Annotated in this window: 24 protein-coding genes; 9 read left to right on the top strand and 15 right to left on the bottom strand. The window is 59.6% G+C overall.

What is annotated here, in order from left to right:
- Positions 1-94 precede the first annotated feature (94 nt).
- Both rimO and GOX63_RS10365 read left to right on the top strand, forming a co-directional pair.
- Positions 95-1,483, top strand: coding sequence for a 30S ribosomal protein S12 methylthiotransferase RimO (rimO, locus tag GOX63_RS10360; RefSeq protein ID WP_170325887.1), 1,389 nt, complete (start codon positions 95-97; stop codon positions 1,481-1,483).
- 104 nt (positions 1,484-1,587) lie between these two features.
- Entirely contained in the window at positions 1,588-1,974 is a 387-nt protein-coding gene (locus GOX63_RS10365; RefSeq protein WP_170325888.1) for a hypothetical protein, read from the top strand.
- Between the two features lie 16 nt (positions 1,975-1,990).
- On the opposite strand, the gene GOX63_RS10370 is transcribed toward GOX63_RS10365, so the two are convergent.
- Complete coding sequence (locus GOX63_RS10370; protein ID WP_170325889.1) at positions 1,991-2,347, bottom strand: diacylglycerol kinase; 357 nt, start codon at positions 2,345-2,347, stop codon at positions 1,991-1,993.
- A 129-nt stretch (positions 2,348-2,476) separates the two neighbouring features.
- The gene (locus tag GOX63_RS10375; RefSeq protein WP_170325890.1) at positions 2,477-2,665 is read right to left on the bottom strand and encodes a hypothetical protein; all 189 of its coding nucleotides are present in this window, start codon (positions 2,663-2,665) and stop codon (positions 2,477-2,479) included.
- Between the two features lie 229 nt (positions 2,666-2,894).
- On the opposite strand from GOX63_RS10375, the gene GOX63_RS10380 reads away from it, so the two are divergent.
- Entirely contained in the window at positions 2,895-3,137 is a 243-nt protein-coding gene (locus GOX63_RS10380) for a CDGSH iron-sulfur domain-containing protein (RefSeq protein ID WP_170325891.1), read from the top strand.
- On the opposite strand, the gene GOX63_RS10385 is transcribed toward GOX63_RS10380, so the two are convergent.
- From GOX63_RS10385 to GOX63_RS10405, 5 genes are all read right to left on the bottom strand, one after another.
- On the bottom strand, positions 3,138-3,398 hold the full coding sequence (locus GOX63_RS10385) for a DUF6455 family protein (protein WP_170325892.1): 261 nt from the start codon (positions 3,396-3,398) through the stop codon (positions 3,138-3,140). It abuts the gene before it with no gap.
- Positions 3,395-3,667 carry a DUF6455 family protein gene (locus GOX63_RS10390; protein ID WP_170325893.1) on the bottom strand — a complete coding sequence of 91 codons (273 nt, stop codon included), beginning with the start codon at positions 3,665-3,667 and terminating at the stop codon, positions 3,395-3,397. Before GOX63_RS10390 ends, GOX63_RS10385 begins: the two co-directional genes overlap by 4 nt.
- A 15-nt stretch (positions 3,668-3,682) precedes the next feature.
- Positions 3,683-3,934: a DUF6455 family protein gene (locus GOX63_RS10395; protein ID WP_170325894.1), complete on the bottom strand. Its 252-nt coding sequence runs from the start codon at positions 3,932-3,934 to the stop codon at positions 3,683-3,685.
- 66 nt (positions 3,935-4,000) lie between these two features.
- A complete protein-coding gene (locus tag GOX63_RS10400; RefSeq protein ID WP_170325895.1) occupies positions 4,001-4,369 on the bottom strand; it encodes a YigZ family protein in 369 nt (122 codons plus the stop codon).
- The gene (locus GOX63_RS10405; RefSeq protein WP_170325896.1) at positions 4,366-5,073 is read right to left on the bottom strand and encodes a M48 family metallopeptidase; all 708 of its coding nucleotides are present in this window, start codon (positions 5,071-5,073) and stop codon (positions 4,366-4,368) included. The genes GOX63_RS10400 and GOX63_RS10405 overlap by 4 nt, the downstream gene beginning before the upstream one ends.
- A 121-nt stretch (positions 5,074-5,194) precedes the next feature.
- Between GOX63_RS10405 and GOX63_RS10410 the strand changes: the two genes are divergently transcribed.
- Entirely contained in the window at positions 5,195-5,443 is a 249-nt protein-coding gene (locus GOX63_RS10410) for a hypothetical protein (protein WP_170326025.1), read from the top strand.
- Here the strand turns inward: GOX63_RS10410 and GOX63_RS10415 are convergent.
- Positions 5,431-5,706 carry a DUF167 domain-containing protein gene (locus GOX63_RS10415; RefSeq protein ID WP_170325897.1) on the bottom strand — a complete coding sequence of 92 codons (276 nt, stop codon included), beginning with the start codon at positions 5,704-5,706 and terminating at the stop codon, positions 5,431-5,433. The two genes, GOX63_RS10410 and GOX63_RS10415, sit on opposite strands and share 13 nt — an antisense overlap.
- 137 nt (positions 5,707-5,843) lie before the next feature.
- On the opposite strand from GOX63_RS10415, the gene GOX63_RS10420 reads away from it, so the two are divergent.
- A complete protein-coding gene (locus GOX63_RS10420) occupies positions 5,844-6,422 on the top strand; it encodes a nitroreductase family protein (RefSeq protein WP_170325898.1) in 579 nt (192 codons plus the stop codon).
- A complete protein-coding gene (locus GOX63_RS10425; RefSeq protein ID WP_437436610.1) occupies positions 6,422-7,117 on the top strand; it encodes an EI24 domain-containing protein in 696 nt (231 codons plus the stop codon). Before GOX63_RS10420 ends, GOX63_RS10425 begins: the two co-directional genes overlap by 1 nt.
- Positions 7,118-7,120: 3 nt before the next feature.
- Here GOX63_RS10425 and GOX63_RS10430 read toward each other — a convergent pair whose 3' ends face one another.
- The gene (locus GOX63_RS10430; protein ID WP_170325900.1) at positions 7,121-7,396 is read right to left on the bottom strand and encodes a DUF1467 family protein; all 276 of its coding nucleotides are present in this window, start codon (positions 7,394-7,396) and stop codon (positions 7,121-7,123) included.
- Positions 7,397-7,412: 16 nt separating this feature from the next.
- Entirely contained in the window at positions 7,413-7,817 is a 405-nt protein-coding gene (mce, locus tag GOX63_RS10435) for a methylmalonyl-CoA epimerase (RefSeq protein ID WP_170545661.1), read from the bottom strand.
- Between the two features lie 134 nt (positions 7,818-7,951).
- Between mce and GOX63_RS10440 the strand changes: the two genes are divergently transcribed.
- Positions 7,952-8,668, top strand: coding sequence for a response regulator (locus GOX63_RS10440; protein WP_170545663.1), 717 nt, complete (start codon positions 7,952-7,954; stop codon positions 8,666-8,668).
- Positions 8,669-8,858: 190 nt separating this feature from the next.
- Here GOX63_RS10440 and aspS read toward each other — a convergent pair whose 3' ends face one another.
- From aspS to GOX63_RS10460, 4 genes are all read right to left on the bottom strand, one after another.
- A complete protein-coding gene (gene aspS / locus GOX63_RS10445) occupies positions 8,859-10,634 on the bottom strand; it encodes an aspartate--tRNA ligase (protein WP_170545665.1) in 1,776 nt (591 codons plus the stop codon).
- Positions 10,635-10,713: 79 nt separating this feature from the next.
- On the bottom strand, positions 10,714-11,385 hold the full coding sequence (locus GOX63_RS10450) for a CPBP family intramembrane glutamic endopeptidase (RefSeq protein ID WP_170325904.1): 672 nt from the start codon (positions 11,383-11,385) through the stop codon (positions 10,714-10,716).
- A complete protein-coding gene (locus GOX63_RS10455) occupies positions 11,382-12,029 on the bottom strand; it encodes an aminotransferase class IV family protein (RefSeq protein ID WP_170545668.1) in 648 nt (215 codons plus the stop codon). The genes GOX63_RS10450 and GOX63_RS10455 overlap by 4 nt, the downstream gene beginning before the upstream one ends.
- Positions 11,984-13,111, bottom strand: a complete 1,128-nt coding sequence (locus GOX63_RS10460) for an aminodeoxychorismate synthase component I (RefSeq protein ID WP_170325906.1) — start codon at positions 13,109-13,111, stop codon at positions 11,984-11,986. Before GOX63_RS10460 ends, GOX63_RS10455 begins: the two co-directional genes overlap by 46 nt.
- Positions 13,112-13,287: 176 nt before the next feature.
- On the opposite strand from GOX63_RS10460, the gene carB reads away from it, so the two are divergent.
- Both carB and GOX63_RS10470 read left to right on the top strand, forming a co-directional pair.
- Positions 13,288-16,632, top strand: a complete 3,345-nt coding sequence (gene carB / locus GOX63_RS10465; protein ID WP_170325907.1) for a carbamoyl-phosphate synthase large subunit — start codon at positions 13,288-13,290, stop codon at positions 16,630-16,632.
- Positions 16,633-16,881: 249 nt separating this feature from the next.
- On the top strand, positions 16,882-17,292 hold the full coding sequence (locus tag GOX63_RS10470; RefSeq protein ID WP_170325908.1) for a VOC family protein: 411 nt from the start codon (positions 16,882-16,884) through the stop codon (positions 17,290-17,292).
- Positions 17,293-17,311: 19 nt separating this feature from the next.
- Here the strand turns inward: GOX63_RS10470 and GOX63_RS10475 are convergent, their stop codons facing one another.
- Positions 17,312-20,353 (bottom strand): efflux RND transporter permease subunit, encoded by a 3,042-nt coding sequence (locus GOX63_RS10475; protein WP_170545669.1) that lies wholly within the window; start codon positions 20,351-20,353, stop codon positions 17,312-17,314.
- Positions 20,354-20,362: the final 9 nt, after the last annotated feature.

Genomic DNA, 20,362 nt, shown 5'->3' on the forward strand with positions numbered 1-20,362 from the left:
TTCTGCTCTCCGCTTATTGGGCATGCGTTGAAAAGATCATTCAAAGCCTAGCCGCCATTTGCAAGGGGAAGCGTTCCCCACTATATGCCGCGCCATGAGCACGAACCCGCCAAACCTCCGCCCCGACCTGGCACCCTCTGCCCGGATCACCGACACGCCGCGCCCAAACCAGCCCACGATTGGTATGGTGTCGTTGGGCTGCCCGAAGGCGCTGGTCGATAGTGAGCGGATTCTGACCCGCCTGCGGGCCGAAGGATACGGTATTTCACCGGACTATTCCGGAGCCGATGCCGTGATTGTGAACACCTGCGGGTTCTTGGACAGCGCCAAGGCCGAGTCGCTGGATGCCATTGGCGAAGCTCTGGTGGAGAACGGCAAGGTCATCGTGACCGGCTGTCTGGGCGCAGAGCCGGATTACATCCGTGAACATCACCCGCGCATCATGGCGGTGACGGGGCCGCATCAGTACGAACAGGTGCTGGATGCCGTCCATACGGCTGTCCCGCCCGATCCGGACCCCTTCGTGGACCTGCTGCCCGCGGCCAGTGTGCAACTGACCCCGCGCCACTACAGCTATCTCAAGATTTCCGAGGGCTGTAACCACAAGTGCAAGTTCTGCATCATTCCCGACATGCGGGGCAAGCTGGCCAGCCGCCCGGCCCATGCGGTTCTGCGCGAGGCCGAGAAACTGGTCGACAATGGCGTGCGCGAATTGCTGGTGATCTCGCAGGACACCTCGGCCTATGGGCTGGATCGCAAATACGATGTGAACCCATGGAAAGATCGCGAGGTGCGCAGTCACATCACCGACCTGGCGCGCGAGCTGGGGCAGCTCGATGCCTGGGTGCGCCTGCACTATGTCTACCCCTACCCGCATGTTCGTGAACTGATTCCGCTGATGGCAGATGCAGGCTGCAACGTGCTGCCCTATTTAGACATTCCCTTCCAACACGCCCACCCGGACGTTTTGAAACGCATGGCCCGCCCGGCCGCGGCCGCCAAGACGCTAGACGAGATTGCCGCATGGCGCGCGACCTGCCCCGACATTACCCTGCGGTCGACCTTCATCGTCGGTTACCCCGGCGAGACCGAGGCCGAATTCCAGACATTGCTGGACTGGATGGATGAGGCACAGCTGGATCGGGTCGGCTGCTTCCAATACGAAAACGTAGATGGCGCGCGGTCGAATGACCTGCCTGATCACGTCCCAGCCGAGGTCAAGCAAGAGCGCTGGGAACGGTTCATGGAAAAGGCGCAGGCGATTTCCGAGGCCAAGCTGGCGGCGAAGGTCGGCCAGACCATCGACGTGATCGTGGACGAGATCGATGACGAGGCCGCCACCTGTCGCACCAAGGCGGATGCCCCCGAGATCGACGGCAACCTGTTCATCGACGAAAGCTATGAAACCCTCAAACCTGGCGACATCGTCTCGGTCGAGGTCGACGAGGCCGGCGAATACGATCTGTGGGGCAAGCTGATCTGACCCTGTCACCCGGCCTCGGCAAAGCGTGAGCCGAGTTTATTGGCCTTTTCTGCACGATTCGTGGATCATGACAGGACATTCCGCCTTGTGTGAAGGAGGGTTCAATGTCCTGTCTGCGCCCCTTTGGCCTGAAATGTATCGCGGTAATTCTGGCGACCCAGCTTTATACTGTACCCGCAATTGCTGAAAGCATCAGCTCGGGCGGTTTCATAGTCATCGGCTCCAAACAGCTAAGCCTTCATCTTCGCAGCACGCACCATGTGCACAGGTACTATGGCGCGCCCAAAGCTTACTACCCCAAGGCTAAGGTTTATCATCACAAGCCCAAACCCAAGGTCCACTATCAAACGACCAAGCCCAGGGTGTATTACGTGAAGCCGAAAAAACGGCACCACCGTCCGGCGCGCGGTTTCCCCAATAGGCACGCCTCGCCTTACCACATACCGCAAAACTACGGCATTCAGCGCCGGGGTTATCACTTTGGCTGGTAGGAAAACTGTCGTTTCTTCAGAACAGGCTGATAAGCCCGACAATCCAAGCCACCCCAGTGGCCACGGCTGTCAACGCGACGGCCGCGCTGGCTGCATCCTTGGCCTGACCGGCCAGTTCACTACGGTTGGTTGAGGTGTGATCAACGGCACGCTCTATCGCGGTGTTGAACAATTCGGCTACCAGAACAAGCAGTCCCAAAACCAGAATCAACGCGCGTATTCCATCGCCCAACGGCAGCCAAAGCGCCAAAGCTGCGGATATCAGGTTCGCCCAAACCCATGTCCGGAACGAGTATTCCGCGTGCCATGTGGCGACGACGCCCTGCCAACTCCAGCGGGTGCGGTCCTTGAGACGGGTAAAAAAGGTTCTCATCTGCCCTCGACTGTTTGGCTGAAACTGAAACCGGAATCGTGCCCTGCAGACAAGAAAAAACCGCCCCGCAGGCGGCTGTGTCGGTGATATTTGTGCGGGCGGCTCAGGTAAAAGCCGCCCGCGGAATTCTTATTGTGCGACCGGATTACAGACGGTCTGACCAGCTTCGGTCGTGGCCAACTCGGTACCCGCCGGGCAGCTCGGTGTGCCGTACTTGTCGTACTCAGGCGTGATGTAAACCGGGGCCGGCTCTTCCTGTTGCGAGCAAGCAGCCAAAACAAGGGCAAATGCACCAACGGCAGCAAATTTAAGTTTCATGTCCGTCATTCCTCTATTAATTTCCTGATATTGCCCAAGAATTCGGGGCCGAGCACAGAATAGGGCCTTGATTGTATTTTTGCAACGAATTCAATCACGCGCTTGTGATTAAAGGCGGAACCACGCTCGTAACCCCCTCAGAAACAGCGGATTTATGAGCAATTGCTACCGTTTTCCACGTATCGTTCTACACTGTTGAGGTGACACCAGCCAACGACGGAGTAGCCCCATGTCAGACAGCCCCACCATCGCGCAAAAAGGCCCCTTCCCGGTCGAGGTCACCGAAGGGAAAAGCTATTTCTGGTGTGCATGTGGCCAATCCAAACGGCAACCGTTTTGCGACGGATCGCACAAGGGCACCGGGTTTGAGCCGGTCAAATACACCGCGGACAGCAGCAAGAAAGTCTTTTTCTGTGGGTGCAAACACAGCACGAATCCGCCGCTGTGTGACGGGACTCACTCCAAGGTCTGATTAGGACTTCAACCCGTTTAATAGATCGGCATTGGCGCAAAAATCCGGGGCCGCGCGGGCCTCGGACTGTTGTTCCGACAACCAGATTGCGCATTGGCCACTGCAATTCGAAGCCCGGCAGCGAGTCACCAACTCAGCATATCGATCAGGTGACAGTCGACCTTCGGCCATTGCTTCGGTCAGCGAGATGTTCATGCACCTCGCCACAGATCGGGTGAGCCAAAAGTGTTTCTCGACATCTCCCAGAGCAACCCGTTTCATGCGTTTTCCTGCTCTAGCGTTGTTTTCAGCGCCGCAAACCGTTGCCGGTTGCTGCAGGTATGCGGAGCACCGACCACGGTTTCATGTTGATCCAGCCAGTCGGGACACCGGTTGGCCCAACTGCAGCCCCGGCAGTATTGGATCATCTCTGCCCAGTCCTGCTGGGTCAGGTGCCCTTTCTGATGCGCCTCGACCATGTCCGTTCCCGTCACCTGCCCCATATGCAGGACAAGACGCAAATGGGTCATGATCTCTCCGAGATGCGGCATCGGACTCTCCTGTCGTTAGGGGGCGAGCCTGCCAAGCAGTTCCTGATTGCGGCAATATTCCGGTGTTCTGGATACCAAGGTGGGTTGATCCAGAAAACGCAGGCAATGGCCGGGATTCGGGCAGTCCGTGCAGTTCAGCACAGCGTCGGACAACTGGTCGATCGACACGTCACCGCCGATCGCTGCTTCTTGCAAATCCACCCCCAGTTTGGAGGCCATCCGGTCCACCAGACCGGCATGGAGTTTCAGAACTTCACGGTTGGGCATCGAAGATCCTTTCTGTCGCGTCCAGAACAGAATATCTCAACACCCCAAATGGGCCTTTGACTCAGGTCAAGGCCCCATTCCAATATGATCCAGATAGGCCCGCGTGGCGTCCTGCACCCGGCGGAAACGATCCCCGCCCAGCTTTTTTCCGCCGTACCAGCGGGTGACGATCACCACATGACTTTCCATCCCGGCGCGTTCCAGCATACGCAGGATCACCATGCCCGCACCGCTTTCGCCGTCATCCGCCTTGAGCGCTCCCGTGGGCAAAACTGCTGCCCAGGTGTTGTGCGTTGCCTTGGCATAAGCCTTGTCCGACTTGAGGTCCTGCAGAACCGCATCGACATCGGCGCGCGTGCTGACGGTCGCACCCGAAACGGCATATTTCGACCCGCGGTCTGTCAGGATCACCCCCAGCCGTATCAAAGATGTCATTGCGATAGCCCCAGTTGCCTTGCTGTCTCCAAAACGATCTGAACCCGCTCTGCGTTTGGGGGATGCGTGCTCAGAAACTTATCGGCCGGATCGGGAAGACGGTCGAAATACTTTGCGCCGATCAGCGGGTTGTACCCCGCATTATAAGTGATGATGGTGCCCAACTGATCTGCTTCCAGCTCAAATCTCTTCACGTTGACCTGCACCCCAACTTCGGCCCCAAGTTTCTGAGTACGTTCGAGGTCTTTCCCGTTTTCGCCGTGCAGCTTGCCCAGATCGTTGAAGATCGCCGCGCTTTCCTGCGCATTTTTGGATTGCCGGTCGATATGCCCCAAAACATGATGCGCCGCTTCATGCCCCATCACAAAGGCCAGTTCATCGGCGTTTTGCGCCGATTGGATCATCGACCGGGTAAAGATGATCACCGGCTGATCATTGTCATCCAGCGTCTGAAACGCGTTGGCCTGAGCACGTGGGTTCAAATCGACAAGAACCGTGAAATCGCAATTGTCGACTCGAGCCTGTCGCAAACACTCTGCTCGGGCCTCTTTGCTCACCGCGCTGTTAACCTCGCGAAAGACTGCGGCGCTGGCGGATTCGGCAGACGTGAACCCACGCCATTCCGAGGCAGGAGCCACGCGCAGTCTGTCCGTCGCGCATGCCGACAACAGCAGGGAAACAAAAAGAAAAAAGAAAGAGCGCATCAAGTGTCCTCTGAGCCGGTCAGGCGTTGATCTCAGCATAGCCGCAGCAATCAGGTTGTACCATTGCGGTCTGGGTTGGAAACGGGTTGCATTGCAGTTCCTTGCCCTGCACTCTCGCCACATGTTTTCGATTGAGCATGAATTCGACTCGACAGTCATTACTCTGGTGGACGAAGGCGAAAAGCCTTTGCAAGAGGATGTCGTCATCAACAGCTTCGCCGAATGTGTGACGCTTGAGCAATTGGACCCCCGGACGGACCAAATTCAAAAGATAACCCTGTCGCCCGAACAGGTGCGCGATCTGGCCGCCGCGCTGGACCTGCCCGAGGGCGTGTATCAGATCCACGAAAGACCGGATCAGGGCGCATAGACAAACAGCTTGTCGCGTGCGGTCTGCCCCTGTTTCAGGGTCAATTCGGACGGGGCCACGCCCATGGCCGTGGCCAGTATTCGTCGCACCGCGTCATTTGCTTTGCCGTTCTCGGGCGGGGCAGTCACGGTTATGCGGATTGCGCCCTTATCCACCACAATACTGTCTTTCGCCGCTTTGGGCGTCACCCGGACCGGAATCGCCGTGCCGGGTGTGGCATAGGCGCTTAAGTCCGGCACATCGCGCAGTTTTGGTTTCGCCATCTTTTTCCTCTTGCTCGCAAACACTCTTGCACGAGCGTTCGGGGAATGAAATTGATCCCGCATCTCCAGCTGTTTGCACTTGAAACGCGCCAGAGGCTCAACCAGATACAGACTGCCCATGTAAAGGAAGTTAACATATGTCCTTGAAGAACCCGGCCGCCTTGGAATTTCTGCAATCGCGCCGGTCGCGCCCCGCGAAAACTTTGGTCGCTCCGGCTCCGACACGCGAAGAGCTGCTGCCCCTGCTGACCGCCGCCGCCCGCAGCCCGGATCACGGCAAGTTGGAACCGTGGCGTTTTATTGTTCTCGAGAAGGGCGCAATGGACCGCCTGTCGGCGCTGACGCAAGACTGTGGCACGCGGCTGGGCAAAGCTCCCGAGGACATCGCAAAGGCCCGCAGCCAGTTCGACATGGGCCATCTGGCCGTGGCGGTGATCGAGGTTCAGAAGCCGTCGGAAAAAGTCCCGGCCATCGAACAAACCTATTCCGCCGGAGCCGTGTGTCTGGCGCTTCTGAACGCCGCGCTGGCGGCCGGTTGGGGCGCGAACTGGCTGTCCGGCTGGCAGGTTCATGACGCCGCGTTCTGTCAGCAGGCCTTTGGACTTCAGGACAACGAACGCGTCGCCGGCCTGATCCATATCGCCACCGAGGGCAGCACCCCACCCGAACGTCCCCGCCCCGATATGGCAGCAATCACCGAATGGGTTACCGAATGATGATCCTCAACGCGTTCTTTGCAGCGCTTGGCCAGATCGGAGACCCAAAGTTCCGCGCAGTCTTGCTGCGCGGAGTAGGTCTGACGATTGCCCTGCTGGTTGCCGCTTGCGCCGGTGCAATCTGGTTGATCAACTGGCTGTCGGGCGACGAGATTTCGCTGCCCTGGATCGGTGCCGTGCCGTGGCTGAACGACGTGTTGAACTATTCCGGCATCTTCGTGGTGCTGATCCTGCCGGTGTTCCTGATGATGCCGGTCGCCTCGGCCATCATCTCGATGTTTCTGGAAGAGGTCGCTCAGGCGGTCGAGGACAAGCACTATCCCAAATTGCCCGCCGTACCCGGCATCCCGTTCAGCGAAGGGATGCGCGACACGGCGGAGTTCATGAGTGTGTTGATCGTCGCCAACCTGCTGGCACTGATCCTCTATGCGATTTTCACGCCACTGGCGCCCTTCATTTTCTGGGGAATGAACGGGTTCCTGCTGGGCCGAGAGTATTTCACGCTGGCCGCTATGCGCCGCATCGGGCGGGACGGCGCGCGCAAACTACGCGCCAAGCACACGCCCACAATTTGGCTGGCGGGTACCCTGATGGCCATCCCGCTGTCGGTTCCGCTGGTGAACCTAGTGATCCCGATCCTCGGGGCTGCCACCTTTACCCATATCTATCACAAGCTGTCAGGGCCTACGCCCTGACGCTCATTCACGCGGCTCCAACTGGTTCAGCCAGTCGAAATCGCGCACCGAGATCACGCCCGAGAGGATAATCCCGGCGATCATCGCCCAGAGCACCACCGAAATCCCGGTGGTGATCCAGAGCTTTTTCTTCATGTGATGCACTTCCGGCGCGCCCGCATGGGTGCCCGGAACAATGTCGCCCAGATCTCCCTGCGTCTTGATGCGGATCGGCAGCACGATCAACAGCGTCATGAACCAGATGACGGCAAACAGGACCAGTGCAGCGGTGATCGTCATGACAACCTCGCTTGGGTCAGACCTGTTCCAGCTCGACCAGGCATCCGTTGAAATCCTTGGGGTGCAGGAACAGCACCGGCTTGCCATGCGCGCCGATCTTGGGCTCTCCGGACCCCAGAACGCGGGCACCGGTTTCCTCCAGATGGTCGCGGGCAGCGATGATGTCGTCGACTTCATAGCAGACATGGTGAATGCCACCAGCCGGGTTCTTCTCCAGAAAGCCGTTGATCGGGCTGTCATCGCCTAGCGGATACAGCAGTTCGATCTTGGTGTTGGGCAATTCGATGAACACGACGGTCACGCCATGATCGGGTTCGTCCTGCGGTGCCCCAACCTTGGCACCCAGCGCGCTGCGATACTGCTCGGATGCGGCCTCAAGGTCTGGCACGGCAATGGCGACATGGTTCAGACGACCAATCATGGAACTCTCCTCCGTTCTGCGTTGCAGCGGTTATGGGGGCTGTTTGGGCAAAGAACAAGTGCGCCAAATTGCCGTTAACGTCGTGTTAGCCAGAACTTCCTAGCGTGGGGCATCTGCTGATTAGGAGTTCTGCCATGGACGATTCGAGCCCCTTCGCCTCTCCCGCGCAGCCGACGGCCACGCGGCCTCTGCTGGGTCAAACCATTCTGGTTGTCGAAGACAGCCGCTATGCCTGTGACGCGATCCGGCTGATGTGCCTTCACAGCGGCGCCCGCATCCGGCGCGCGGATTGCCTGACCTCGGCGCGGCGTCATCTGCAGATATACCGCCCTTCGGTCATTCTGGTAGATATCGGCCTGCCGGATGGCTCCGGTGCCGAATTGATCGCCGAACTGACCGAGGCCAGCCCGCGGATTGGCGCCATATTGGGGATGTCCGGCGATGATGACGCAAAGGACTCCGCGCTGCAGGCCGGGGCCGATGGATTCTTGCACAAACCGCTGAAGTCACTTTCCCACTTTCAGAAGTTCATTCTGGAAAGCCTGCCTGAGGATCGCCGCCCCAACAGCCTGCACGCGGTCCGGGATGAGGTCATTCGCCCCGACCCGATGGCCTATCAGGACGACATGGCACATATCGCGGATGTTTTGGCGGGGCCAAACGATCACCGCACATTGGACTATGCGGCGCAATTCCTGCGCGGCGTTGCCCGCGACGCCGAAGACACTATTCTGGCCGATGCGGCGCAAGAGCTGGCGGACTCGCGTGCATGCGGCACGCCCGTCACCGCTCTGGCTGCGCAGGTTGCTGGCATCGTTCAGGCGCGGCTGGAACAGCGCGAGGCGATCTGAGATGGCGACAGCTTACTTTCTGACCGCCACGCTCCTGAGCATCTGGGCTTACTATCAGACCAGAACAACAGCTCGGAATATTCGTATGGCGCGTGGTACACGCCCCTGCCCTTTGTGCTTAGCAACGCATTCAGGCGCGGCACCCCCATCAAAAGAAAGACCCGCCGCAGGGTCTGCGACGGGTCGTTGATCATTCCTGCGGGATGATGCGCAATCCCAGTTCCATCAACTGATCCGAGGTTGGATCGGATGGCGCATCCATCATCAGGTCTTCGGCGCGCTGGTTCATCGGGAACATCATGACCTCGCGGATGTTGGCCTCATCGGCCAGCAGCATCACGATCCGGTCGATCCCGGCAGCACAACCACCGTGCGGCGGGGCACCATAGTGGAAAGCGCTGAACAGGGCGCCAAAGCGGGACTTCACTTCATCCTCGCCATAGCCTGCCAACTCAAACGCCTTCAGCATGATCTCGGGCTTGTGGTTCCGGATCGCGCCCGACACCAGCTCATAACCGTTACAGGCCAGGTCGTATTGATAGCCACGCACGTCCAGCGGATTGCCGTTCAGGGCTTCCAAACCGCCCTGCGGCATCGAGAACGGGTTGTGTTCAAAATCGATCGCGCCGGTTTCTTCGTCCTGCTCATAGATCGGGAAATCCACAATCCAAGCAAAGGCAAAGCGATCTTTCTCGGTCAGGTTCAGCTCGTCGCCGATCACGTCACGGGCCTTGCCTGCGACCTTTTCAAAGGCTTTCGGCTTGCCACCCAGGAAGAACGCCGCATCACCGACGCCCAGACCCAGCTGCTGACGGATCGCCTCGGTGCGCTCGGGGCCGATGTTCTTGGCCAGCGGACCTGCGGCCTCCATCCCTTCGCCCTGATCCCGCCAGAAGATGTAACCCATGCCGGGCAGACCCTCTTTCTGAGCAAAGGCGTTCATACGGTCACAGAACTTGCGGCTGCCGCCGGTCGGCGCTGGGATTGCACGGATTTCGGTGCCCTCCTGCTCCAACAGCTTCGCGAAGATCGCGAAGCCAGACCCGCGGAAGTGGTCGGAGACCACTTGCATTTTAATAGGATTGCGCAGGTCGGGTTTGTCGGTGCCGTACCACAGTGCCGCGTCCTTGTAGGAAATCTGCGGCCACTCCTGATCGACCTTGCGGCCACCGCCGAACTCTTCGAACACGCCGGTCAGAACAGGTTGAATCGTGTCGAACACGTCCTGCTGTTCGACAAACGACATCTCGAGGTCAAGCTGGTAGAAGTCGGTGGGCGAGCGGTCTGCGCGCGGGTCTTCGTCACGGAAGCACGGCGCGATCTGGAAATACTTGTCGAAGCCCGAAACCATGATCAGCTGTTTGAACAGCTGCGGGGCTTGGGGCAGCGCGTAGAACTTGCCCGGATGCAGACGTGAGGGCACCAGAAAGTCGCGCGCACCTTCGGGCGAAGACGCGGTGATGATCGGCGTCTGATACTCACGGAAGCCTTGGTCCCACATGCGTTTGCGCATCGAGGCCACAACGTCCGAACGCAGGGTCATGTTCTGCTGCATCGCCTCGCGCCGCAGGTCCAGATAGCGATAGCGCAGGCGAGTTTCCTCGGGGTATTCCTGATCGCCGAACACCATCAGCGGCAGTTCGTCGGCAGCGCCCAGAACTTCCAGTTCGCGCACGTAAACTTCGATCTCACCAGTCGGCAGCTTCGGGTTCACCAGCTCTGGGTCGCGGGCTTTGACGTTCCCGTCGATGCGGATACACCATTCGGAGCGGACCTTCTCAAGCTCGGCAAACGCCGCGCTGTCGCCGTCGCACAGAACCTGCGTTACTCCGAAATGGTCGCGCAGGTCGATGAACAGCACGCCGCCGTGATCTCGGACACGATGCACCCAACCGGACAGGCGGACGGTTTCACCGACATTGGCGGCGGTCAGAGCGGCGCAGGTGTGGCTGCGATAGGCGTGCATGGATCATATCCCTTCGGGCGCAGAATTCGTCGCGCCGATACACCCCGTCAGGCTTGGAAAGTCAAGGCAGGTATACCGCTCAAAACGGCCTTTGCACGTTGCCCGAGTAGAAATAGATGCCCAGACCGGCAGCAAAGATGATGTTCCCCGCAATCGCATGCAGCAGGACGGCATAAAAAAACGATCCGCGCCTGCGATAGGCCCAGGTGAACAGCAGCCCTCCGGCAAAGGTCATGACGGCAACAATCCAGCTCCAATACATCAGGTGCGCCAGCGAAAAGAGTGCGGCGTTCAGCAGATAAGACGACCGCCCATTCGGCAGGATCGCGTGGTAGCGGCGGAAGAACAGCGAGCGGAACAGCAGTTCTTGCGGCAAGGCCGACAGCAGCGGATAGCCAAGCCAGATAACCAGCAGAAACTCAGGTCGGTTACGCAGCAGAAAGAACGCGGCCTCGGGCCGGGTGGCCATCACAAGGACGGCGCAGAAAGAGGTCATCGCTACCGCGAATAACGTGACTTCGCCCCATGACCAGTTACGCCAGTTGTATCGCAACTCGGCCCAGGCAAAACCCGGCGTGAAATGCAAAAGCACAATCCCGATGGCTGTGAAAGTAAACAGAGACGGGAACATCCAGTTCGGAGGGAAAAACACGGCGATCAGCACCGGTACGGCGATGAAGAACATCCCGAATTCCAGTCGCAATCGCAGATGTGGGACTGCGCTGTCCGCCCATTCGGTTTGTTTACTCACTGTTCTGCCAACTCCGCCCGGATCAGACCACGCAAGGAATTTCCCATATAGATTTTTGATGCGTTTTTCAGGTCGGTCAAGGTCAGGGTGGCTTCGGCAACCTGTTTATTATCCAGCAGTTCTTCGCGCAGGATACCCGGCAGGACACCACTGGTCAAAGCAGGCGTCAGGTGGCGGCCATCGGGCATATGCAGAAACAGGTTGGTGATGGTGCCTTCGCACAGCTCATCGCGTTCATTCAGGAAAAGAACTTCGTCGATCCCGTCAGGCAAGGACGCACGGGCAGCGTCGTAAAGCGCGCGTTGGGTCGTTTTGTGCCGCAACCAGATATCATCTGCGGTCAGGCGGGTCTGAGCAACCTCCACCCGCCAGACCGGAGGGTTGTCGGCCAGCGCCCCTGTTGTCACTTCCAGTTGCCCCTCAGCGCCCAGCGTCAACCGACAGCGCAGCGGTGACACGCCCGCCACCGCATCCAGCTGTTCGGCTGCCAAGGCATCATCGAATGGAAAACCAAACGCCTTGGCCGAGCGCGCCATGCGGGCCAGATGCCGGTCCCGCCGCACAAATCCCTGCCCCGGCCGAAAAGCCAGCGTTTCAATCAGGCGGAAGTCAGGGTCAGTTGGTGCGCAAAGCGGGCTTTCCATAGCGCTTCCTCGTACTCTGATGGGGCCGTGCTGTCCCAAACCACACCGCCGCCCACGTTCAGCGTGGCTTTGCCATCCTCGACCATCAGCGTGCGGATCGCCACATTGAACTCGGACCGTCCATCCGGCGCGGCCCAACCGATGGCGCCGCAATAGATATCGCGGGGCCAGGGTTCGAGGTCGGACAAAATCTCCATTGCGCGGATCTTCGGCGCGCCAGTGATCGAACCGCAGGGGAACAGGGCCATTAAGATATCTGACAGTTCCGCCCCCAGATGCAGTTGCGCCTGCACCAGCGAGATCATCTGATGCACGGTGGCGTAGGTCTCGACCTTGAACAGCTCGGGCACTTTGACCGAACCGGGCAGCGCGACGCGGCTGATGTCGTTACGGAGAAGGTCCACGATCATCAGGTTCTCGGCCCGGTTCTTATCGTCGGTCGAGAGGAAGGCGCGGCGGCGCGCGTCTTCGGCCATATCTTCGCTGCGGGGCTGGGTGCCTTTCATCGGGCGGGTTTCGATCATCCGGTCCGCATCCGTGCGAAAGAACAGCTCGGGTGAACGGCTGAGCAAGTCAGGCAGACCGTCCTGCTCGACCAACGCGCCGTGACCCACCGGCTGACCCGAGGCCAGTGCGGCATACAACTCAGCGCTGTCGCCTTCGACGGTCAAGTCGATTGGGAAGGTCAGATTGGCCTGATAGATATCCCCGGCCCCGATGGCATCGTGGACCTGTTGAAAAGCACGCGTATAACGCGCCTCATCCCAGCGCGGCTCAAAACCGGTTACACCGCCCACCGCTCGGGGCAGATCACGTTGCGCAGGTGCATCATAGACGCCAAAGCACAGCAGAGGCAGTCGGCGGTCTTGTGGCAGACGGTCGGCCAGACGGGGTTCCAGCGCATAGCCCAGCTCATAACTGGCATAGCCCGCCAGCCACGCACCGTCGGCGCGCGCCTCATCCAGCGCCTCCAGCGCGTGGGGCACGTCTTCCGCCTTGTCTGCGCGGATCACATTGGCGGGCCGGTCGAAACTGGTTCCGGACCCGGCTGGCCCCTGATCAAAACGAATACGCAATTGCATCCTCATTTGCCGTGTTGCGCGGTATAGAGAATACGGCGGCAAGGGAAAGAGGGGAAAGCGGCAATTTCACACCCAATTCCGATACCCCTTGAACCTTTTCGCGCGGTCCCTATAACGCAGGACAATTTGGGCGCTTGGGGGCGCCCTGACTCGCGAACAATCAAAGGAATGTGGCCATGCCGAGAAGAACCGACATCAAGTCGATCATGATCATCGGGGCGGGCCCCATTGTTATCGGTCAAGCCTGCGAGTTCGACTATTCCGGTGCTCAGGCCTGTAAGGCGCTGCGCGAAGAAGGATACCGGGTCATTCTGGTGAACTCAAACCCTGCCACGATCATGACCGATCCTGGGTTGGCGGACGCCACCTATATCGAGCCGATCACCCCCGAAGTTGTCGCCAAGATCATCGAGAAAGAACGCCCCGACGCCCTGCTGCCCACGATGGGCGGGCAGACCGGCCTGAACACCTCGCTGGCGCTGGAAGAGATGGGCGTGCTGGACAAGTTCGGCGTTGAGATGATCGGCGCCAAGCGCGACGCCATCGAAATGGCCGAAGACCGCGCCCTGTTCCGCGAGGCGATGGATCGGCTGGGTCTTGAGAATCCCAAAGCGACCATCGTGACCGCCCCCAAGCGCGAGGACGGCAGCACAGACTTGGATGCAGGCGTTCAAATGGCGCTGGACGAGTTGGAAGAAATCGGCCTGCCCGCCATCATCCGCCCCGCATTTACGTTGGGCGGCACCGGTGGCGGTGTGGCCTATAACCGTGAGGATTACATCCATTTCTGCCGCTCGGGCATGGATGCGTCGCCGGTGAACCAGATCCTGGTGGATGAAAGCCTGCTGGGCTGGAAAGAATATGAGATGGAGGTGGTGCGCGACACCGCCGACAACGCCATCATCGTCTGCTCGATTGAGAACGTCGATCCGATGGGCGTGCACACCGGTGACTCGATCACCGTGGCCCCTGCCCTGACCCTGACCGACAAGGAATACCAGATCATGCGCAACGGCTCGATTGCCGTTCTGCGTGAGATCGGCGTGGAAACCGGCGGTTCGAACGTGCAATGGGCGATCAACCCCGATGATGGCCGCATGGTTGTGATCGAGATGAACCCGCGCGTGTCGCGCTCGTCTGCGTTGGCCTCAAAAGCGACCGGTTTCCCGATTGCCAAGATCGCCGCGAAACTGGCCGTCGGCTATACGCTGGATGAGTTGGACAACGATATCACCAAGGTCACCCCGGCCTCGTTCGAGCCGACCATCGACTACGTTGTCACTAAGATCCCGAAATTCGCCTTTGAGAAATTCCCGGGCTCGGAACCCTATCTGACCACCGCGATGAAGTCGGTGGGTGAGGCCATGTCCATCGGCCGCACCATCCACGAATCGATGCAAAAGGCTCTGGCGTCGATGGAATCAGGTCTGACCGGCTTTGACGAAATCGAAATCCCCGGCCTGAACGTGGGCCTCTGGGACGAAGCCGACGACAAGGCCGCTGTGATCAAAGCGATCAGCCAGCAGACCCCCGACCGTCTGCGCACCATTGCACAAGCGATGCGTCACGGCCTGAGCGATGATGAAATCTTCGGCGTTACCAAGTTCGACCCGTGGTTCCTGGCACGCATCCGCGAGATCATCGAGGCCGAGCGTCAGGTGCGCAAGGATGGCCTGCCAGTGACCGAGGAAGGCATCCGCAAACTGAAAATGCTGGGCTTCACCGATGCGCGTCTGGGCAACCTGACCGGTCGTGACGAAGACAACGTCCGCCGCGCCCGCCGCAATCTGGGTGTGAAGGCCGTGTTCAAACGCATCGACACCTGCGCAGCTGAGTTTGAAGCGCAGACGCCCTACATGTATTCGACCTACGAAGCCCCGATGATGGGCGAGGTTGAGTGTGAGGCACGCCCGAGCGACCGTAAGAAAGTTGTAATCCTCGGTGGTGGCCCGAACCGGATCGGTCAGGGCATCGAGTTCGACTATTGCTGCTGCCACGCCTGCTTCGCGCTGACCGAGGCGGGGTACGAGACCATCATGGTCAACTGCAACCCCGAGACGGTGTCCACCGACTATGACACCTCAGACCGTCTGTATTTCGAGCCGCTGACGTTTGAGCACGTCATGGAAATCCTGACGAAAGAGCAGGAGAACGGCACCCTGCACGGCGTGATCGTTCAGTTCGGCGGCCAGACCCCGCTGAAACTGGCGAACGCGCTTGAGGCCGAAGGCATTCCGATCCTCGGCACAACGCCCGACGCCATCGACCTGGCCGAAGACCGTGAACGCTTTCAGGCGCTGGTCAACGATCTGGGTCTGAAACAGCCCAAGAACGGCATCGCCTCGACCGACGAACAGGCGCTGGCCATTGCAGATGAGATCGGCTTTCCGCTGGTGATCCGCCCCTCCTACGTTCTGGGTGGTCGCGCGATGGAAATCGTGCGCGATATGGAGCAACTGAAGCGCTATATCAACGAGGCCGTCGTGGTCTCGGGCGACAGCCCCGTGCTGCTGGACAGCTATCTGGCGGGAGCGGTCGAGTTGGACGTGGATGCGCTGTGCGACGGCACCGACGTGCACGTGGCAGGCATCATGCAGCATATCGAAGAGGCTGGCGTCCACTCGGGCGACTCGGCCTGTTCGCTGCCGCCCTACTCGCTGTCGAAAGAGATCATCGGCCAGATCAAGGATCAGGCGTTCAAACTGGCCAAGGCGCTGAACGTCGTGGGTCTGATGAACGTGCAGTTTGCGATCAAGGATGATGAGATTTACTTGATCGAAGTGAACCCCCGTGCCTCGCGCACCGTGCCGTTTGTGGCGAAGGCGACCGACAGCGCGATTGCATCCATCGCCGCGCGTGTCATGGCTGGTGAGAAACTGTCGAACTTCCCGATGCGCCCGCCCTATCAAGAAGGCAAGGACACCAAGATCGCTGACCAGATGACCCTGGCCGACCCGGACATGCCGTGGTTCTCGGTGAAAGAGGCCGTACTGCCCTTTGCCCGCTTCCCGGGCGTCGACACAATTCTGGGTCCAGAAATGCGCTCGACCGGTGAGGTCATGGGCTGGGACCGCGACTTCCCGCGCGCCTTCCTCAAGGCGCAGATGGGGGCCGGTATGGTTCTGCCGTCCTCGGGTCGCGCGTTTATCTCGATCAAGGATGCCGACAAGACCGCGGCGATGCTTGAGGCCGCGCAGGTCCTGACCGAGCAAGGGTTCAAGCTGATTGCGACCCGTGGCACGCAAAGCTGGCTGTCTAACCACGGCGTGGACTGTGACGTTGTGAACAAGGTCTATGAGGGCCGTCCGGACGTCGTCGACATGCTGAAAGACGGTCAGGTTCAGCTGTTAATGAACACCACCGAAGGCGCACAGGCGGTTGAGGACAGCAAGTCCATCCGCTCGATCGCGCTCTATGACAAGATCCCCTATTTCACCACCGCTGCTGCCAGCCATGCAGCCGCGCTGGCGATCAAGGCGCAGGCCGAAGGGGATGTCGAGGTGAAATCCCTGCAGGGCTGACTGGCCCGAAACCGCTTAAATGCAACACATTTCACGCGCCCGTTGACCCCGTGTCTTCGGGCGCGCATCTTTGCTGCAAACGAGCAGAAGGAAAAAAGAAATGCGCAGGTTTATGGTTCTCGCCGCTTTGATGACGCTGGCCGCATGTGACGTACCGCTGGTTCCGCTGATCTGACGCTTAGGCACTGTTTTCACTGTCCATGCGCTTGCGCAGGCTGCATGATGCTGTCCTGAAACCAACAGGAAGCCATGCGCCTTTACACCACATACGGCACCAATGACCTGCAACGGGCCATTCGGTTCTACGACGCAGTCTTTTCCGTTCTGGAACAGCCCCGCCTTCCGGGATGGACCAAAGATTGCGCGGGATGGGGAACCGAACCCGAAGCCGGAACTGGGTTTTGGGTCTGCACGCCCTTTGACGGTCAAAAGGCCAACGCGGGCAATGGGACAATGATTGCCTTCCCGGCCCGCAGCGCCGCGCAAGTCAGGCGGTTTCACGCGACTGGGTTGGAGCATGGTGGCACTGACGAAGGCAAACCGGGTATTCGTGACTACTACGCGACCGATTTCTATGTCGCCTACTTACGCGACCCCGACGGCAACAAACTGTCCTGTTTTTACTACCACTACGACCCGGAAAAGGACCCGGGCGACTAAGACAGCCGCCCGGAGTTTATCAGGTCGCGGCGGCTTCGCGTTTCTCATCCCGCGCAAAGAACACGAGATAAAAGACCGGAGCCGCAACCATGGTCAGGATCGTGGCAAAGGCCAGACCGCCCATGATCGTCACCGCCATAGACCGGAAGAACGCATCCGTCAGCAGCGGAGCCATCCCCAGAATGGTAGTGATCGCCGCCAGCATCACGGGGCGCAGACGCGATACCGAAGCCTCGACGATCGCCTCACGCAGAGGTTTGCCAGTGGCACGGACCAGGTCGATCTCCTCGACCAGAACAATGCCGTTCTTGATCAGCATCCCCGACAGGCTGAGCAAGCCCAGCAGCGCGGTGAAGGTAAACGGCAGACCAGTGCCCAACAGGCCGATCACGACCCCGTTCACCGACATCGGCACCAGCAGCCAGATGATGACAGGCTGGCGGATGGCGTTGAAGATCAGCACCGAGATCAGCACCATGATCAGCAAGCTCAGCGGCAACTGGCGCCCAAGACTTTCATTGGCTTCACCCGCGTTTTCGAACTCACCGCCCCATTCCATCCGGTAACCCGGCGGCAGTTCCATGTCTTCGATGGCGGCTCGGACTTCCGAGTGGACCTGTGCCGCCGTCATGTCCGGCGGGATATCGGCCCCTACGGTAATCGTCAGCACCCGGTCGCGGCGATGGACCAGCGTGCTTAGCGGCTTGTATTCGAACCCATCGACCATTTGCTCGATAGGAACAAACCGTTGCGATTCATCCGAGTACACAACCTGGTCCACGATCGAGTAATCCCCGTCCGCAGGGCGACGCAGGATGATGGGGATCAGGCGATCCCGCTCACGGAAGCCCCCGGCAGTGATCCCGTCCGTCGAAAACTGAAGGGTTGCGGCAATGTCCTCGCGTGAAACTCCAGCGGTTTGGGCCCGCTCGGTCGCGTAAATCGGCTGGACGGCCAGTTCCTGCTCGCGCCAGTCGTGATAGACGTTCAGCGCGTTGGGCGAAGCCTCACGCATTTTCAGCACCGCAGCGTCGGCCAGTTCACGCAGAACCGCCGGATCACTGCCCGAGAACCGCGCCTGAATCGGATCGCCGCCACCGGGGCCAAAGATCAGGCGTTTGGTGCGGAATTGGCCTTCGGGGAATTGTGCCTGACCGAAGGCTTCCAGATCGGCTTGAAGGGCCGGAATGTCATCCAGCGTTTCGGTTCGGATGATCATGTGACCATAACTTGGGTTCGGTTTTTCTGCCGAGTAGGTCAGAAGGAACCGGGTCGCGCCCTGCCCGACAAAGGTGGCAACAGACACAACATCGTCACGCTCGGCCAGCCAGTCTTCGAACACGGCCATGTCTTCGGCGGTGCGGGCAATCGGTGTGCCTTGGGGAAGGTTGTAATGCACAAAGAACAGCGGCGTATTCGAGTCCGGAAAGAACTGCTGTTTCACCAGACCGAAGCCCGCAAAACAAACTACCGTGACCCCGGTCAAGGCGGCAATCACCAGCCACCGCATCCGAAGCGACCAGCGCAGGATCGCCCCGTAGACGCGGAACATGATGCCGCCATAGGCATCAACCGCACCCTCTTTGCCCTGTTTGAAGAAATAGTGCCCCAACAAAGGCGTCACGGTCAGCGCCAGCACCCAGCTCAGCATCAGCGAGATACCAATCACCGCAAACAGCGAGAACAGGAACTCCCCCGTCGCATCGGGACTGAGACCGATCCCGGCAAAAGCCATGATGCCGATGACCGTCGCCCCCAACAGCGGGATTTGCGTCTTGGACGCAGCCTCGTCCGCCGCATCGCGCGAGTTTTTGCCGCGCAGCATGGCGATCTGCATCCCCTCGGCGACGACGATGGCGTTGTCCACCAGCATCCCCATGGCAATGATCAGGGCCCCGAGTGAAATCCGCTCCATCTCGATCGAGAAGAGCGACATGAACAACAGCGTCCCCACTACGGTCAGCAACAGGGTCGAACCCACGACCACCGCCGCGCGCCACCCCATAAAAATGCCCAGCACCGCAACCACGATACTGACGGACATTGCAAGGTTCACCAGAAAGTCGTTCGAGGCCTGCTCGACCACCACGTGCTGCTGATAGATCGGCAGGATCTCTACGCCAAAGGGGATTTGCGAATCCAGTTCGGCGAACTTGGCATCGGCGCGTTGGCCAACTTCGACAATGTTCTCGGTCGATAGCCCCGCGATACCCAGCGTGAACGCTTCTGCGCCGTTGAACCGGATCATGACATCCGGGTCAGTTTGGCGGCCGCGGTACACGTTGGACATATCGAACAGGTTGATCACCTGCCCTTGCGACCCCACGGACAACCCTGCAATGGCCGAGACGGAATCCGACCCTTCGGCTGTCAGGATGGTGGTGCGGTTGTTCTCGGACCGGACGGAACCCGACGCGTTCACCGAATCCGCGTTGGCGATGGCTTCGTTCACAGTCTGAATCGGCACATTCTGGTTCACGGAAATGGCTAGGTCAGGCTCAACAAAGATCGCCTCTTGCGGCAGGCCCATCACCTCAACATCCGCCACACCGGAAACGGTCAGCAGCTCGCGCCGCAGAAAGGTTGCCAATTCGTGTTTCTCGGCATCTGAAAAGCCGTCAGCGGTGACCGCATAGAACAGGCCGAACACGTCCCCAAAGCCGTCATTCACCATGGGCTGACCAACGCCCGGAGGCAAGCTTCGCGCGGCATCGCGCATCTTGGCGCGCAGTTCGGTCCAGATGCGAGGAAGTTCAGTGCCGTCGTAGGTGGACTTGATTTCAACCTCAATCAGCGAAAATCCGGGTTGGTTGACCGACGTGATCGTCTTGACTTCACCCATTTGCTGAATCGCGGATTCCAGAGGCTCGGAAACCTCCAGCGCCACTTGTTCCGCCGTGGCGCCGGGATACTGTGTCGCAATGACCGCGTTTTTGATGGTGAAGGCCGGATCTTCCAGACGGCCTAACGAAAAGAACCCCCAGATACCGCCAAACAGGGCAAGCAGGATTATCAGCCAAGTATAGAGCGGCCGATCAATTGAGGCGCGTGCGATGTTCATCTGTCTGCC

Source organism: Ruegeria arenilitoris (assembly GCF_013031355.1).
Classification (GTDB): domain Bacteria; phylum Pseudomonadota; class Alphaproteobacteria; order Rhodobacterales; family Rhodobacteraceae; genus Ruegeria; species Ruegeria arenilitoris_C.

Excerpts from the sequence above, each read along its gene's own strand:
- rimO (WP_170325887.1), top strand. The coding sequence starts at position 95 with ATGAGCACGAACCCGCCAAACCTCCGCCCCGACCTGGCACCCTCTGCC.
- GOX63_RS10365 (WP_170325888.1), top strand. The coding sequence starts at position 1,588 with ATGTCCTGTCTGCGCCCCTTTGGCCTGAAATGTATCGCGGTAATTCTG.
- GOX63_RS10370 (WP_170325889.1), bottom strand. The coding sequence starts at position 2,347 with ATGAGAACCTTTTTTACCCGTCTCAAGGACCGCACCCGCTGGAGTTGG.
- GOX63_RS10375 (WP_170325890.1), bottom strand. The coding sequence starts at position 2,665 with ATGAAACTTAAATTTGCTGCCGTTGGTGCATTTGCCCTTGTTTTGGCT.
- GOX63_RS10380 (WP_170325891.1), top strand. The coding sequence starts at position 2,895 with ATGTCAGACAGCCCCACCATCGCGCAAAAAGGCCCCTTCCCGGTCGAG.
- GOX63_RS10385 (WP_170325892.1), bottom strand. The coding sequence starts at position 3,398 with ATGAAACGGGTTGCTCTGGGAGATGTCGAGAAACACTTTTGGCTCACC.
- GOX63_RS10390 (WP_170325893.1), bottom strand. The coding sequence starts at position 3,667 with ATGCCGCATCTCGGAGAGATCATGACCCATTTGCGTCTTGTCCTGCAT.
- GOX63_RS10395 (WP_170325894.1), bottom strand. The coding sequence starts at position 3,934 with ATGCCCAACCGTGAAGTTCTGAAACTCCATGCCGGTCTGGTGGACCGG.
- GOX63_RS10400 (WP_170325895.1), bottom strand. The coding sequence starts at position 4,369 with ATGACATCTTTGATACGGCTGGGGGTGATCCTGACAGACCGCGGGTCG.
- GOX63_RS10405 (WP_170325896.1), bottom strand. The coding sequence starts at position 5,073 with ATGCGCTCTTTCTTTTTTCTTTTTGTTTCCCTGCTGTTGTCGGCATGC.
- GOX63_RS10410 (WP_170326025.1), top strand. The coding sequence starts at position 5,195 with ATGTTTTCGATTGAGCATGAATTCGACTCGACAGTCATTACTCTGGTG.
- GOX63_RS10415 (WP_170325897.1), bottom strand. The coding sequence starts at position 5,706 with ATGGCGAAACCAAAACTGCGCGATGTGCCGGACTTAAGCGCCTATGCC.
- GOX63_RS10420 (WP_170325898.1), top strand. The coding sequence starts at position 5,844 with ATGTCCTTGAAGAACCCGGCCGCCTTGGAATTTCTGCAATCGCGCCGG.
- GOX63_RS10425 (WP_437436610.1), top strand. The coding sequence starts at position 6,422 with ATGATCCTCAACGCGTTCTTTGCAGCGCTTGGCCAGATCGGAGACCCA.
- GOX63_RS10430 (WP_170325900.1), bottom strand. The coding sequence starts at position 7,396 with ATGACGATCACCGCTGCACTGGTCCTGTTTGCCGTCATCTGGTTCATG.
- mce (WP_170545661.1), bottom strand. The coding sequence starts at position 7,817 with ATGATTGGTCGTCTGAACCATGTCGCCATTGCCGTGCCAGACCTTGAG.
- GOX63_RS10440 (WP_170545663.1), top strand. The coding sequence starts at position 7,952 with ATGGACGATTCGAGCCCCTTCGCCTCTCCCGCGCAGCCGACGGCCACG.
- aspS (WP_170545665.1), bottom strand. The coding sequence starts at position 10,634 with ATGCACGCCTATCGCAGCCACACCTGCGCCGCTCTGACCGCCGCCAAT.
- GOX63_RS10455 (WP_170545668.1), bottom strand. The coding sequence starts at position 12,029 with ATGGAAAGCCCGCTTTGCGCACCAACTGACCCTGACTTCCGCCTGATT.
- GOX63_RS10460 (WP_170325906.1), bottom strand. The coding sequence starts at position 13,111 with ATGCAATTGCGTATTCGTTTTGATCAGGGGCCAGCCGGGTCCGGAACC.
- carB (WP_170325907.1), top strand. The coding sequence starts at position 13,288 with ATGCCGAGAAGAACCGACATCAAGTCGATCATGATCATCGGGGCGGGC.
- GOX63_RS10470 (WP_170325908.1), top strand. The coding sequence starts at position 16,882 with ATGCGCCTTTACACCACATACGGCACCAATGACCTGCAACGGGCCATT.
- GOX63_RS10475 (WP_170545669.1), bottom strand. The coding sequence starts at position 20,353 with ATGAACATCGCACGCGCCTCAATTGATCGGCCGCTCTATACTTGGCTG.